This window comes from Treponema denticola ATCC 35405, assembly GCF_000008185.1.
Classification (GTDB): domain Bacteria; phylum Spirochaetota; class Spirochaetia; order Treponematales; family Treponemataceae; genus Treponema_B; species Treponema_B denticola.
In genome coordinates, this window is the sequence record NC_002967.9 from 2,271,381 (window position 1) to 2,286,227 (window position 14,847).

Below are 14,847 nucleotides of genomic sequence, written 5' to 3' on the forward strand. Positions count from 1 at the left end.
TTAAGCTCTCCTCCGTCCCTTAAAATAGACATAGCAAAAAAACGGAGCACCTGCAAGCGCAGTGATTGCACCCACCGGAAGCTCTTGGGGGGATAAAATAGTTCTTGCCGTCATATCGCATAAAACCATCGCAGTGCCTCCTATACAAAAGGACACAGGAACCACTATCTTATGCCTTGCACCGACGAGCTTGCGTACAATGTGCGGAGAAATCAAATCGATAAACCCGATTATGCCTACAAAGGAAATTACGGTTCCGGTAAGGGCCGATGCCAAAAACAAAAGACCCCATTTAACTTTTTTTGTATCTACACCCATAGTTTTAGCCTGCTCCTCGCCAAAGGTAAGCAAATCCATCTCATGTGAAAGACTTGTAAGAATCAAGGTTGCGGCAGCACAGATAGGCAATAACACGTTAAAGTTTTTTATATTTTGACTTGCAAAGCTTCCCATCTGCCAAAATATCAGGCGGGCCATTCCGTCCCTGTTAAGGGCGATTATGATGGTTATAATTCCGTTTATAAAAAGAGAAAAAACTATCCCTGTTAAAATAATCGTCGAGTTTTCAAAATTCCTATCAACCAAGGATGCAACTTTAACCGAGGCGTAGACTGTAAGAAGGCCTGCAAGAGTTCCTGCAAGAGGAAGAGTAAAAGCGGGTATTAAAGGAAGAGTAAATCCTGTCAAAATTACCAGAGCCGCTCCCAAGGCAGCCCCCGATGAAACGCCCATTGTATAAGAAGAAGCCAAGGGGTTCTTTAAGATGCTTTGCATTACGGCCCCGCTTACGGCAAGGGACCCGCCTGCCAAAAAAGCGACCAGAACCCTAGGCAGCCTCACGTTCCAAACTATTGCAACAAAGGTCGGTTCAATACATGAAATTTCTTTTTGAGCTATTTTTGAAAATATGATTTTGATAATATCTTGGGGCGGAACAAAGACCGAGCCTATTCCTATCCCCAAGATTAGAACAAGGATGCAGGCTGCAATCGAGCCTGCAAGCTTGAATTGAAGTTTCATTATTTATAGATTTCGGGATAGACGGCTTTAGCCATTTCTTTTAAGGCCTTTATAATGTTATGGTTAGGTCTTGAAGAAGAATTTGTATCAATACCGAAAACCTTTTTGCCCTTTACGGCTTTAAGAGAAGCCCAGCCTGATCTGGACATTATTTCATCAATCGGATTAGGTATATAGTTTACATTGGTCAAAATTACATCAGGATCCTTAGCCAAAACCATTTCATCCGAAACGGATACCCATGATTTTTGATCGGCAAGAATATTTTGAGCTCCGATAATTTCGATCATCTCATTGATAAAGGTTCCTGTTCCCAAGCTGTACATATAAGGAGCGGCCCCTATTTCAAAGTAAACGGTTTTCTTTTTATCTTGAGCAATAGAAGCACCCTTTTTTCGGACAGCTTCTATTTCCTTTTTCATGTTTGCAATAATTTTTGCTCCGTTTCCTTCCTGTTTTACGACTGCAGCTATGTATGCAATATCAAGATAAATGGCCTCGATACTTGAAGATGAAGGAATGTTGACAACACAGATACCGGCATCAATTAAGGGAGAAAAAGGAGTGTTACCTTTTGCATTCGACATCCCTGAGATAAAAACTACATCCGGTTTTAGGGCAATCAGTTTTTCTGCATCGGGCTTCATCATATCAAAATACGGAATATTCTGTTTTAAAAGCCCATCCTTTTGGGTATTGGTATCGGCAGCAATAATCTTGTCGGCTACACCTAAATCAATAAGGATTTCCGTGGTAGACGGAGCCATCGAAATAATTCTTTCCACCTTTGCAGGTAAAGTAATCGGGGCACCAGCCCTATCCATCGTTAAATCAATCGAGGGAAGGCTTGCTTCTTTTGCTCCTCCTGCAAAAACCATGGTGCCGGCAGCCAAAAGCATGGCCAGCACAAAGAAAATTTTTTTCAAGCTTTTCATAAACTTACTCCTAAAAAAGTTTTGAAGGAAGCCTAAGCTTCCAAAAAAAGTTTTTAAGTGTGTGCAGCAAAGCACACACTTAAGACAATACTATGAAAAAAGTTTTACTTCCTATTTGCTAAGGCAACGATTCTGTTCATCTCGTTATTGATGATCATGTAGCCTTCGTCAACGCCCATACCGGGTTTTGCAAGCTGCTGGGCGGCTCCGGCTGCAACGGAACAGTTTACGATAACCTCTGCCGAGCGGTTGGTTTCGTTACATGTTCCTCCGCAATAGGCTCCTACTCCCTTTTCCTTGCAGTAAAGGATAGCTTCAATCGTGTTGTTGATTCCGCCAAGGTCGGGAGTCTTAATCTGAATCATGTGGCCTGCACGGTTATCGGCAAAGTACTGAATGTCTTCGAGGGTATTGCACCATTCATCGGCAACAAGCTCTACCTTTACGCCGTTATCGTCAAGGCTCTTTGTGAGGGCTGCAAGTACCTGCATTTGCTTTTCTCTGTCGCCCATGTCCATCGGACCTTCGATTCTAAGTTTAAAAGGAGCTGCTGCTGATTCCAGCGTTTTAAGATAGGCTGTCATCTTGGGAACATCGTTATTTGTAAAGTCTCCGATTGTGCCGTATACGTCAATGTGGAAAATAGGATTGTAGTTTTTACAAGTTCTCATGGTTTCTACCCTGTTTTTAAGCCATTTAACATATTCCAAGAGCTTTTCGCCGTTTTTACCGGTTTTTTCTTCAACATTGTTAAAAAGACCGTGGGGGAGAACTTCAGCCTGCTTGATAATCATCTTATCGGCATTTAAGTAGCGGTCATCGCCTGACTGAGTAAAGATCGGAATTCTCTTTATTTGGCATCCTGTATTATATTCTTTTACAACAACTTCGGCCATCGTTATGTGCTGGGACTTTGCAACGGCATCAAGAATAGCTTGAGATATGCCGTAGCGTAAAGCCGTGTGCATTCTTTTTCCGTTTACCTTGTGCTCCTCAAATGTCTTAGCCATTTCCCTAAAGTTTGTAATTTCTTTTCCTACAAAGAGGGGCTTTATATCTTTTTCAATTACGGGAATAAAGTCCTTTGCCAAAAAGAGGGGATCGCGTCCGCCCGCTCCGGAATACTGTACGGCAGCACAGTCTCCGTATGCGACCTGTCCGTCTTCGAGAATAAACATAACGGAAATAGCTTCGCCTGCCTGTCTGATTGAGGTAAAGCCCTCGGTTACGGGTTTTCCCGTATAAAAAAATCCGTCATGACCTGCACCCATCTTGATAGCCTTTTGGTCATCAAAATAGAAACCTGTTTTGCCTTCTGCGCAAACAACATCAACAATTTTCATCTTTAATACTCCTTAGATAAACATGGAGGCTTGTATCTCAAGCCGGAATGTTTATCGAATCTCCTATAATTCTATCGTTTAGCCGGTCTTCCTACGAGAACACCGGAACTTACGGCATAAACATCATCAACCGACATTTGGAAATCAACCTCCCTCTTATCGGCCTTTGCCCTCTCTTCAAGTTTTCCCCTGTTAAAGTCAAGAATGTCCTTTGTAAAGGGCAGATTTCCCGGCATTAGATAGCGGATACATCCGTCATTGTCTCTGGCAGGCATTACCTTTCCGGCATTATACTGGGAAGGGGCAAATGGAATGTCTATTACGCCGGCTTCAAAGGCCTTGATAGTACCTTCAACCAAATCGCCGCCTCCTATCTCATAGACTTTGTCCATAATACACTTTGTTTCTGCCTTGATAAGCTCAATCTCTTGAGCGAGAACCCTTGAATCGGGATAACGCTGTCCCTTCAAAAGGTTTAGAACCATCTTGGTAGCCTTGATACCTCCTGCATTTGCTTCTTTGGTAGGAATACCAAATGCTTCATGCGGGGTCTTAACGATTACCTTTGTAGCTCCGGAAAGAGCGGCAGTGGTGCTTCCCAAGGAGATAAGACCGTAGGCTCTGGACTCATCGGCAGGGAAGCCTCCCATCCATTGATGGAAAACCGTGGTGATGCACATATCCTTGTAGCCGAATTTTTTCATGTAGTCCTTTGTAATTTCTCTTAAAGAAATAACGGCTGCAACGTCCTGTGTCATGTTTCCGCACATACCGTAACCTACGGTAATGCTCTTTACACCCTGCTCAGCGGCCAATAGGGCTTCAATAACGCCTACTGCAATAGCAACCGAAGGCGGAACGAGGGTTCCCGTAAGGGGACCGAAGGGCTCTCTGTTAAGGTGAACTCCGTTTTCTTCATAAAATCCTACGAGGCGGTCGGCATATTGCCAACACATTATACTGTGTTCAATTGAAACGGCCTTTGCATAGGGAACATTGTAGCTTATTCCTCCGCCTTCATTGGAGGTATAACCTCCGGCATGAATAATCTCTGAAAGAAGACGGGCATCTGGGGTTCCGTGTCTTGCCTGTAAGGGAAGATTTACGGCTTCCAAAACCTGACGGCAGGGGCCTACACCCCAGTTTACGGCAGGGAAACCGTTCATAAGAGAGCGGCCTGCCTTTTTTGAGGCTTCAATACCGGCTTCACCCTCTTCATATCGGTTTTGACGCGTATAAGCGTCAATTGTGCTGGGCAAAAAGTCGGCTCCGCCTTCATCCTGTAAAAACTGCAATAGATTAATGTGTTCATCCAACAGGGGAACACCGGCACGAGGCTGGGCCGTAGTTATACCTTCTTTGTCCGCTTGTTCAAGTTTTATTGCAAAGTTTTTTTCAGGCGGGATCTTCTTTAAATAATCGATAGACTCTTTTAAGTCAACATCCTTTCCCGTGGGCCATGTTTGGAGAATTTCTTCTCGCATCTCCATAAACTCCCCTTCGGGTATTTTTTTATTCTTCCATCTCATACTCTTGCTCCTAAAGTATATTGCTTTATTGTATCACAAGGATGATATAGCTTCAAGAGGGAATACGGTTTTTATTGATTACCAATTAATTAATCGCTTCTACTCATAATATCTCATAATCATTGTAGAGATTATTTGAAGTTAATAGTAAAATTTTAAAAAAAAATTAAATTTTATTGATTATTTAACCGCAGTGGGTGTAAAGCGAGAGAACACGCTCAACTCCGCAAAGAAATTTTTTATATCGATTATAAAAATCTTTTTATAATTTGCTATTTTTTTCAAAAATTTACTGCACCCAACAACACATTTTGCCTGTTCGGCTTCACCGCTTTACCGCCATGGACGGCGGTGGTTCCAAACTTCCAAGAGTTTTAGACGCAAGTCTAAAACTCTAAGATGAAAAATGTACAAGGATGTATATTTTTAAGCGGCTCTATGGCAGACAAGCCAGGCGGAAGCCAAGACCGTAGTACCTGTGGCCAGGACTGCAGCTGAACCGAAAGCCTACACTGCAGTACCTCACGCCGTTGTCCCAGCTGCCGCCGCGATCAACACGGGCAGACCCCGACGCACCACCTTGAGGATCGGTAACAATACCGCCTTGCACATAAGCAGCATCGTTTGATGCAGGGTTATTATCATACCCATCAAAACACCATTCCCAGACATTACCGCTCATATCGTATAAACCGAGTGCATTCGCTCTCCTTTTTCCTACAGGATGAGTTTTATTTCCTGAATTACCAGAATACCATGCAACCTCTCCTGTTTCCGCCGTATCCCATCTATCTTTGGCTCCGCTTGCACTGTTTAATTTGGTCAGCCATACATTACTACCACCTTCGCCGTAGTCTGTCGCATTTGTGTTGTCATTTTGCCGGCGGGCTGCGTATTCCCATTCCGCTTCGGTCGGCAGCCTAAAGCCTTTTTTACCCATATCGGCGTATGCGGCATCGCAAGCAGTTGTAGCAGTTGCATCTTTTAATACCGCAGCACCAGAAGCATTGCTTTCGCGGTATACACATTGCTCATCGGAGCCCAGCTTCATTTCCGTATACGCATTACACCATACTATGCAGTCCCGCCAGCTTACCATCGTTACAGGCTGCTCTTCATCATTTCCGGTTCCATCACTGCCTTTTTGCCCCGCATTTTGAAAGGTGTAGCCATGTTCAGGTTTTACCGCCTCGTCGTAGACTTCTTTCCACAGTTTATACGTTACCTCTGTCTTGCCTAGCTTATACGGGCTTAATTTTACCTTACGCCCTGCACGGAATACACCTTTCCACCATTCGTCAGTATAGGGTAAGGCGTAGTCAGGGGCAACGCCTACGATGCCGTTTGCAGGAGGTGTGACAAGAACAAAATCGTAACTTTGAGAATTCCAATTTCCGGACCCTTCACTCCCCGAATCCTCGTCCAGCATGTTCTTAAAAAACGGGTTTTTACAAGCTGAAACCGATACAAAAAGTATCGCCAAACAAAAATAAAACAAAATTTTTTTTCATATTCTAAATCCTCCGCTGATTCCTATTGCCCAGATTACGGGATAGCCGCCTCTTAGATAGGGTTCGATAAAAAAGTTATTTATTGTAAAGCGGTAACCGAATGCGGCTTCGCCGAGGGCATACATAAAAAGTTTTGAAGGCTCTCTTTCTTTTAGGCCGAAAACGGCACCGCCTTCCAATTGGATAAAAAAGCCCGAATCCCGTTCTTTTATCTTTGAAAAATCATAAAAATTCCAACGGAATAAGAGGGCTGCATCAAAAATATGGTGTTTTTTAAAGTCATTGGAATAAAGAGTCCTGGCTCCCAAGGATAGGTGCCCTATTTTGAGTTTTAAAGGAAGCATAAAAAGGGTGTAAAGTCCCGTGCCCATCGCATAACCGTCAGGCGAATTCATATTTGCCTCGGCCAAGAGTCCTAAGGACCAGTTAAAAGTTTTTTTATCCCTATCGGCAAGGGAGATTCCCATTGAAGGTTTAGCCGAAACCTCACTCTCTTTTTCCTTAGATGCTTTTTTAGGTTCTATTTTTTTGGGTTCCGCCTTTTTAGGTACTTCCTTCCTAGGCGTTTTTATAGGTACAACCCTTTTAGGCTCTTCCTTTTTAAGTTCTTTTTTAGGTTCCGTGTTTTCGGTCTCTTGTTTAGGCTTTTCAAGCTCGGCAGTTTCCGTTTTAGAAAGCTCCGCCTGCTCTCCGGCAGGGTGTCCTACAGGACTTCCCGAAGATTGTCCTGCAGGGAGTTTTTGATAAACAACGAGCGTCCCCGCTCCTACCAGCCCTAAAAAAATGAGAATCAATACACCTATCTTCCAATACTTTTTCTCCATAAAGTATATTATAGCACATAAATGAAAAAATTGTCAAATCTCACTTTTCACTTTTACTTTTGTTCTTCATCCTTCATGTTTTTTTCAATTTGCTTTACATAGTCTTCGCCCCAGTAATCGCAGAGGATTGCGTAGGCTTCGGCTTGGAGGGAGTCTGTAAAATCTCTTTTCATTTTGCTTATAATTTTTTTAAGCTGGTTATTGCATGCGATGCGTAGTTCTTTTACATATTTTTCATCAAGAGGATTTTCTTGAATATATGAAAAAATAATGGTAAAGACAGAGGCAGAGGAACAGATTTTTTCCCAACGGTCAAGGTTTATAACCTGAGAGGCTGAAGATATACCAGTATCATTGATGTAATTGTATACAAAAGAATCGATACCGTAGTACGAAGGCTTTTTTAAAAGCACAAAAAAATACAACAAGAGGTCTTCCGCCATAATACAAAAAATATGAGGAAGCTCGGCATATACCTCTTGTAAAAGACCGGTACGAAATAGCTTAGCACATAAAAAACCTGAGTGTTCTTTTTTGATTAAAAAATTTTCAAGAACTTCGTTTCCCGAAAGAAAACCCGGATGTATCGACTGCACGCTTTTTGAAAAAGTGTCGAATTTTTCCGCATTTTTTTTATCTGCCGTATCGAACTGAGGAACTGACAGCCGCATTTTGCCGTGAATAATATCGGCTGCATCGGAAAGATTTCCGTTGCCGGAAGCAAGCAGTCCATTATAAAAGACCAAAAGAGAATCGCTGGGCAGGGTATCGTCCGGGTCAGCAAAGAAAATGTAGGAACCGGAAGCGGCATTTGCCGCCGTTCTGCGAGCTTCAAAAAGTCCCAGATTTTTGCGGTGTTCCAAAAGAGTCAGAGTAATACCGAGGTTTTTAAACTTTTTTTTATAGGGTTTAAGGATTTTAGGTAAAGCATCACCGCCAGGACTTCCATCATTTACGATGAGCACTTCTATGGGCAAGGTATCTTTATTATGTGAAAAAAAGCCGCTCTTTTGAACAGAATTTTTAAGCAATAGGTTCTGAGCTAAAATACTGTCCAAAAGAGCAGGCAAAAAGCTTTCCATTCCGTAAACCGGAACGGAAAGACTTATAATAGGCCTATTCAATTGTCCAGATGAATGAGTTGCCGGAATAGCCCAATTGTTTTGAGAGATTGATTCTAGTTTGAGTAACCGTTTCATCAGGATGAGCCCAGTTTCCTATATCAAATACAAACACCTTATTTTTATTTCTGGGAGCCGTTCCCTTACCGTAATAGCCGTCGGAAGCTATAACGAGTTTCTTTGGCTTAACTGCAATAAAGCGGTAGGGGGCGAATTCTCCAGACGTTGCAGGCCTAAGACCGTCGTTTTTATACAATACAACAACATAAGAACCAAGGGATTTGGTATTCCCGATTTTAAGCAGTTTACCGCCTATAAACACCTCCGTTGCTTTGGAAAAAATGTCCTTTATATATCCCTTTTGGTTAGTTGTAAGACCGTATAATACGCCGTCTGAAATATAGAGAGCATTGAGGTCTTCATTGATGTATGCGTTTGCCTGTTCCGCTGTCCAATGAGAAGGAGGAACCACAACATTAGGATAGTTTGTCGATGTTTCATCAACAACGGTTACGGTTTCAACAGCACTAATAATTGCCGGAGAGCCAAGCGGTTGATGCGCATATTTTTTAACCGTAATCTTGTATTTTTCATTGGGAGAATCCTTACCCGTTACGGTTTTTACCGCAACAAAAATGCCGTCCTTATTTGCCGTCATTGCAGTAACGGTATCATTTTGGTCTAAATCATTGAGTGTTATGTTCCTTCGTTGGACAGCATTAGCAAAATCATCGGTATACCATGCAAGCCGCCCTATGTTGTGACCATTTCCGGACTCAAAATAGTAGAACAAAATTGTTTTTCCTGCATCGTCAGGTACGGACGAAACGGAAACTGCAATAGTCGTCGGTTTCTCGGATATATCCTTTTCTCCGTCAGTCTCATAGTTTCCGTCATCTTTTAATACATATCGGTATAATTTTTCATCGCTGTTGTCTTTGCCCGAAACATAGAAGTTTCCTGCGCTGTCATAACAAAATACATCGCTATATAAAACACCGGTGGGGTTGGAGACGTCGGAAGTTATAAACGAATTAGCCCCTAACAAGTTCTCATCACCTTTTTCTACCTGATAGTAACTCATCCCACTTCTTGAGGAGCCGTCATATAAAGATTCCCACACTATCATCTTCGTATTAGGCGTTCTCCACTCTTTCCATTCGTTATACCACTTTGCAGGCCCGGCATCACTAAAACTCAAAGCGTTTGTTGCTATATTAAGGGCTGCGATGCGGTTGCGGTTTTTAACGATACGGGCACCTGCAGGAGTATCGGCTGCATCAAAGCCGTCATCGGCTATGTAGATGTTTTCTTCATCAAAGCCGATTACCTTTACCGCCCCGTAAAAGTTGGCGGAGTAGTCGTAGTTTTTTAATAAGCTGTTTTCAAAGCTGACGCTGTTTGAAAAACCGATTTTTACAGGAGGAGCAGTCAAATTGTTTATATTATAACGGACAACACCGCCTAAAGAGTAAAGATTACGGCTATTTCCTGTCAGCTCATCATTCATTGTATTAAAAAGTACATATACATACTTGCCGCGGATAAACATATCTTTTACTTCCGATTCTTTGCAGTCTGTAATTTTAATATGATCCTTAATTTCGGTTTCTGAAGGATGGGATCCATCCAGGTTTTTGGCCTGTATTTTTAAAGGATTGGAACCATCATCACATATCCATACAAACAGATTGTTGTCTATTGCTGCTGCACCGTCATAATGGGAAAGGTTTAGGGGTGGGGTCAAAGAAGAGATACTAAAGTTTTCATCTATTTCATAAACACCCCCGGAACCATTAATACCGTACATCTTTCTCGTCGTATAATCGCACGCAAAATAAACGATCGACTCCATAACATGGTTAAGAAGTTCACCCTCACTCGTATAGCGAGAGACATGAGAGTTGCCCTCATTAACACTAATATAAAGTCGTCCCAGGCTGTCGCGGCCAAAGCTGTACTCTGATTGCGATGGGTGAGCATTAATTTCTTTTCCATTCATATAGAGGGTTAAGTTGTAGGGGGGCGTAGAAAATAAGTCTTTTGTCTGTGTAAACAAAAGATTGTTTAAGCCTGAAATGTTTTTGTTTAAGAGGACTTTTACATGATTTTGACCTGAAACTACAGTGTGAAAAGCCCTTCCCGACCATTGACCGGATGGGTTAATTGCCGTAACTATTATCTCTATCTTTTCGCCGACAGGCACAAGCTCAACCAGTGACTTGGGTTCTTCGGCACTTAGTTCTCTTGTTATCGTGTAGCCGTCTTCTCTGATTATATTGATTTTCATAGGAGAAGACGAAAGAACGGGAAGCCCGTTGGAATCCAAGGCTCTGGCACCGTCAGGCAGGGTGCCGTCAAAGCTCACAATAAGCTCTCCGTATTCTTCTTTTAAAAATAAATTACAGGATGACACTATTAAAACAAGTATCATCAAAATAAAAATTAATGTCTTTTTCATAAAAACCTCCCAAAACAAAGGTCAAATTTTGAATATAACCGCAAGGGACGAAAAAAACGCTAAAATTTTTAATTGCATTTATTTATAAATTGCTTACACAGCCTTGACGGTTTACTCCCATATTCCGTTCTTCCATTATACATCAAAAAAATTAAAATACCAAGCAAAATTTGGAAAAATTACAAGCTTTTTATGACCTTTGTCATCTCATCAAGTCCGGCAACCTCAATGCTGTCCTCAGGCGGATAGAGGGCTCCTCCATAATAGATTGAAGGATTTGCCTTGGTAGACGGTTCCTCTCTCCGTTTTAGGGCTGCAAAATGAATCTGATCAACACCGGTAAGTTTGATTATTTTTGAAGCGTTTTTTTCGGTAATGCCGCCGCCGGGTAAAATTTCGATTCGGCCTTTTGCACGTTTTACCATTTTGGCAATTAAGTCTGCACCCTCATAGGCTGTAGGCTCTTGCCCGCTCGTTAAAACTCTTGTAAATCCTAAAGAAATAAGCTCATCCAGGGCCTTTAAGGGATCAGGGACCACATCAATGGCTCTGTGAAAAACCTTATCTCTGCTTTCTGCAATTTTTATCAAAGCTTCACACCGTTTTGCATCGATAGTTCCGTCTTTTTTTAAAAAACCGAAGACAAGACCGTCTGCTCCGTTATCTATAAAAAGTTTTGCATCTTCAAGCATAGTCTTATATTCATAAGAAGAATAAAAAAAACCGGCTGCTCTGGGCCTTACCATGGCCATAACCTCAAGATGGGTTTCCTTTTTAACCAGCTTTAAGGTTCCAAGAGAGGGGGTCAAGCCTCCCAAAAAAAGAGAAGAATTAAGCTCAATCCTTGAAGCTCCTGCCTTTTCCGCCAAGACGGCATCCTCAAAGGATCCCGCACAAATTTCTATTTTAATATTTTTCATTTAGCACCTCATATTGTAATAAATTACCACCCCGTATTTTAAAAAATGAAGACGAAAATGTCAACATCAAAGACAAGCTATTGTCAAGAAACAAATAAAAGGTTACAATGGAAAAATGAATAAGAGTGATAAAACAATACCTGTTCTTTTAAAGGAATTAAAAGACCTTGAGTCAAAACTGACGGAAGCTTATAAGCAGCTTGGAAACAAACTTATTAAAGATACGGCAGATCCGGTTGCAGAAGCAAACGGGGTTTCTCAAGAAAATTTTCTTCAATGGCAAAAGCTGCACGACGAAAGAAAATTTTGTACTGAAAGCGTTTTAGACATAAAAAACAACAGTACCCGCCTTTCGGAACTAGACAGCTTTAAAAAACAGATAAAAGACAGGCTCTCGGATACAAAAAAAGAAACGGAAAAGCTAAAGGGAGATTTTTTACTCAAACTTTACAAAGATTTTTTACCTCAGTGCGGAAGTATTTTTGATTCTCTATCTGCCGAAATACACACGGAAGAAGCTAAAATACATGAGGCCCAAGAAAAAATAGAAACCTTAAACGCCGAGAAAAAGGAAGCAAACTTTTTTGCTAAGATCGGCATTTCAGGCAAGATTTCTTCTCAGGAATTAAAGGTAAAAAATTCCGAAAAAAAGATTAAAAATATTTTAACAAAATCGGATATAGATATTTACAATTCTCAAGAGGTAAAAGCTCTTTATGATGAAGATAAACTTTTCCCCGAACTTAAAAAAACTTACGAAGCGATTTTAAAGTTAGGCAGTGACTTAAGCAATTCTGAAAGCCGCCTCAAAATGATAGATGAGGAGACTGGCTTTGTTACTCAAAAATTAGCCGATGCCGGTGCAGACAAAAATTCAAAAAAACGGATCGATAACTTTACAAGCAGAATAAAAGAAATAGACGAAAAAATAGACCTTATTTTGGAATCTGCCGGAATAAAATATACAGACAAGTTTTATTCGGCCGAAGGAGATTCGGCTCTTGGGGAAAGTTCTTCAGATGTCGAACTTGGAAAATATGCAGAATATCTAAAAAAAGCCGGTAAATACCGAAAAGAAATAAGCAAAACAAAATACAATATAGAATTTTGCGAGACAATGCAAAAAATTAGGGCGGAAGAAAATCAAATTCAAAATCTTAACCGCACAATCAAGAATTGCGAAAATGCCATAAAGGAAGCCGAAAAGAAAATCGGCAACTCTGAAACGGCCATCAAAAACTCGGAAGCTAAGATAGCCGATTTAAAAGACTTCGCAGCCGGACTTGAAGAAAAGTTTTTGGATAAAACCTCTGAGCAGGTTACGGAGGAAGAATAATGGCAACAAAAAAAGCTGTTTACGATGAGTCCAAAATAAAAACTTTGAGCTCCCTTGAACACATTCGTTTGAGGACGGGTATGTACATAGGCCGCTTAGGCGACGGCTCAAATCCCGATGACGGTATCTATATCCTCGTAAAAGAGGTTATAGACAACTCGATAGACGAGTTTATAATGGGAAACGGCTCGCGCATAGATATTCAACAAGAAGAAAATAAGATAACGGTCCGCGACTTCGGGCGAGGCATCCCTTTAGGAAAATTGGTAGAATGTGTTTCGGTTATAAACACCGGTGCAAAATATAACGATGATGTCTTTCAGTTTTCGGTCGGCTTAAACGGAGTCGGAACAAAGGCTGTAAATGCCCTTTCGGAACATTTTAGGGTTGTAGCCGTGCGGGACGGCAAATATGCCGAAGCAATCTTTGAAAGAGGAAAGCTTGTAAGCGAAAAAAGCGGAAACACAAAGCCCGGAATCAAAAACGGAACTCTGGTAGAATTCATTCCCGATACAAAAATTTTCGGGGACTATAAATTCAATTTGGACTTTATCGAAAAACGGATTTGGAACTATGCCTATTTAAACTCCGGCCTTACCTTGAGTTTTAACGGAAAACTTTTTAAATCCGAAAACGGCCTTTTGGACTTGCTTGAATCCAATGTAGGAACTTCAACAATTTATGAAGTCTGCCGATTTAAGGAAAAACAGCTTGAGTTTGCTTTTTCGCATACAAACAATTACGGCGAAACCTACTACTCCTTTGTAAACGGACAATACACTTCCGACGGCGGAACCCACCTTTCGGCTTTTAAGGAAGGCTTATTAAAAGGTATTAACGAGTATTTTAGAAAGAACTATAAGAGCGAAGACGTAAGGGAGGGGACCTGTGCTGCCGTTTCGGTAAAGATTCAAGCTCCCGTCTTCGAAAGCCAGACAAAGAACAAGCTAGGCAACACCGAGGTGCGCTCTTGGATAGTCAACGATACAAAGTCGGCAGTCGTTGAATGGCTGCAAAAAAATGCGGACTCTGCCGCAAAACTTGAAAGCAAGATAATTGCCAACGAAAAACTCCGCACCGAGCTCAACACGGTAAAAAAGGAAGCAAAGGCAGCAGCAAAAAAAATTGCCATAAAGATTCCGAAATTAAAGGACTGCAAATTCCATTTAGGAGACGGAAAATTCGGTGAAGATACAATGATCTTTATCACCGAAGGAGACTCGGCTACGGGAGCCATGGTTTCAAGCAGGGATGTTTTAACGCAGGCAATTTTTTCTCTACGAGGAAAACCCGAAAACATGTACGGCAAAAAACGGGCTCAGATATATAAAAATGCCGAGCTTTATAATATGATGATGGCCCTGGGCATCGAAAACGATATTGAAGGCTTGCGCTACTCTAAAATCGTAATCGCAACTGATGCGGATAACGACGGCTTTCATATCCGAAACCTGCTTTTAACCTTCTTTTTAAGCTATTTTGAAGAGCTGGTTACCTCAGGGCGGGTTCATATTTTGGAAACTCCCCTATTCAGGGTACGCACCAAAAAAGAGACAAGTTATTGCTATTCCGAGAAGGAAAGAGATGAGGCTGTAAGCCGCCTTGGGGCTTCTTCCGAAATTACCCGCTTTAAGGGCTTGGGAGAAATAAGCCCAAAGGAATTCGGGCAATTTATCGGGCAGGATATAAAACTCCTCCCCGTAACGGTTCAAACCCTAAAAAAAGTTCCTTCAATTTTGGAATTCTACATGGGCAAAAACACCCCCGAACGCCGCAAATTTATCATGAAAAATCTTCTGGCCGAGATAGACGCTTAACAACCTCTCCGGCGATTAAAAAAAGCTTGA

General features: G+C 41.6%; 11 protein-coding genes. 2 read left to right on the forward strand and 9 right to left on the reverse strand.

Translation table 11 applies throughout. The features are described from left to right. The 9 genes from TDE_RS10555 to TDE_RS10595 form a co-directional block, all read right to left on the reverse strand. Positions 1–1,020: a FecCD family ABC transporter permease gene (locus TDE_RS10555; protein WP_002680086.1), complete on the reverse strand. Its 1,020-nt coding sequence runs from the start codon at positions 1,018–1,020 to the stop codon at positions 1–3. Then, on the reverse strand, positions 1,020–1,955 hold the full coding sequence (locus tag TDE_RS10560) for an ABC transporter substrate-binding protein (protein WP_002680087.1): 936 nt from the start codon (positions 1,953–1,955) through the stop codon (positions 1,020–1,022). Before TDE_RS10560 ends, TDE_RS10555 begins: the two co-directional genes overlap by 1 nt. A gap of 104 nt (positions 1,956–2,059) precedes the next feature. Then, positions 2,060–3,298, reverse strand: coding sequence for a methylaspartate ammonia-lyase (locus TDE_RS10565; protein ID WP_002680089.1), 1,239 nt, complete (start codon positions 3,296–3,298; stop codon positions 2,060–2,062). A gap of 71 nt (positions 3,299–3,369) precedes the next feature. Further along, positions 3,370–4,827 carry a methylaspartate mutase subunit E gene (locus tag TDE_RS10570; protein WP_002680091.1) on the reverse strand — a complete coding sequence of 486 codons (1,458 nt, stop codon included), beginning with the start codon at positions 4,825–4,827 and terminating at the stop codon, positions 3,370–3,372. A 436-nt stretch (positions 4,828–5,263) separates the two neighbouring features. After that, on the reverse strand, positions 5,264–6,256 hold the full coding sequence (locus tag TDE_RS10575) for a formylglycine-generating enzyme family protein (protein ID WP_002680092.1): 993 nt from the start codon (positions 6,254–6,256) through the stop codon (positions 5,264–5,266). A 78-nt stretch (positions 6,257–6,334) separates the two neighbouring features. After that, positions 6,335–7,162 (reverse strand): hypothetical protein, encoded by an 828-nt coding sequence (locus TDE_RS10580; protein ID WP_002680094.1) that lies wholly within the window; start codon positions 7,160–7,162, stop codon positions 6,335–6,337. 53 nt (positions 7,163–7,215) lie between these two features. Further along, positions 7,216–8,244: a glycosyltransferase family 2 protein gene (locus TDE_RS10585; RefSeq protein ID WP_002680096.1), complete on the reverse strand. Its 1,029-nt coding sequence runs from the start codon at positions 8,242–8,244 to the stop codon at positions 7,216–7,218. 34 nt (positions 8,245–8,278) lie between these two features. Beyond that, entirely contained in the window at positions 8,279–10,744 is a 2,466-nt protein-coding gene (locus TDE_RS10590; protein WP_002680099.1) for a hypothetical protein, read from the reverse strand. A gap of 179 nt (positions 10,745–10,923) precedes the next feature. Beyond that, on the reverse strand, positions 10,924–11,664 hold the full coding sequence (locus tag TDE_RS10595; RefSeq protein ID WP_002674428.1) for a copper homeostasis protein CutC: 741 nt from the start codon (positions 11,662–11,664) through the stop codon (positions 10,924–10,926). 115 nt (positions 11,665–11,779) lie between these two features. Between TDE_RS10595 and TDE_RS10600 the strand changes: the two genes are divergently transcribed. Both TDE_RS10600 and TDE_RS10605 read left to right on the forward strand, forming a co-directional pair. Then, positions 11,780–13,000, forward strand: a complete 1,221-nt coding sequence (locus TDE_RS10600; protein ID WP_002680101.1) for a hypothetical protein — start codon at positions 11,780–11,782, stop codon at positions 12,998–13,000. Then, on the forward strand, positions 13,000–14,817 hold the full coding sequence (locus TDE_RS10605) for a DNA topoisomerase IV subunit B (RefSeq protein WP_002667902.1): 1,818 nt from the start codon (positions 13,000–13,002) through the stop codon (positions 14,815–14,817). The genes TDE_RS10600 and TDE_RS10605 overlap by 1 nt, the downstream gene beginning before the upstream one ends. Positions 14,818–14,847: the final 30 nt, after the last annotated feature.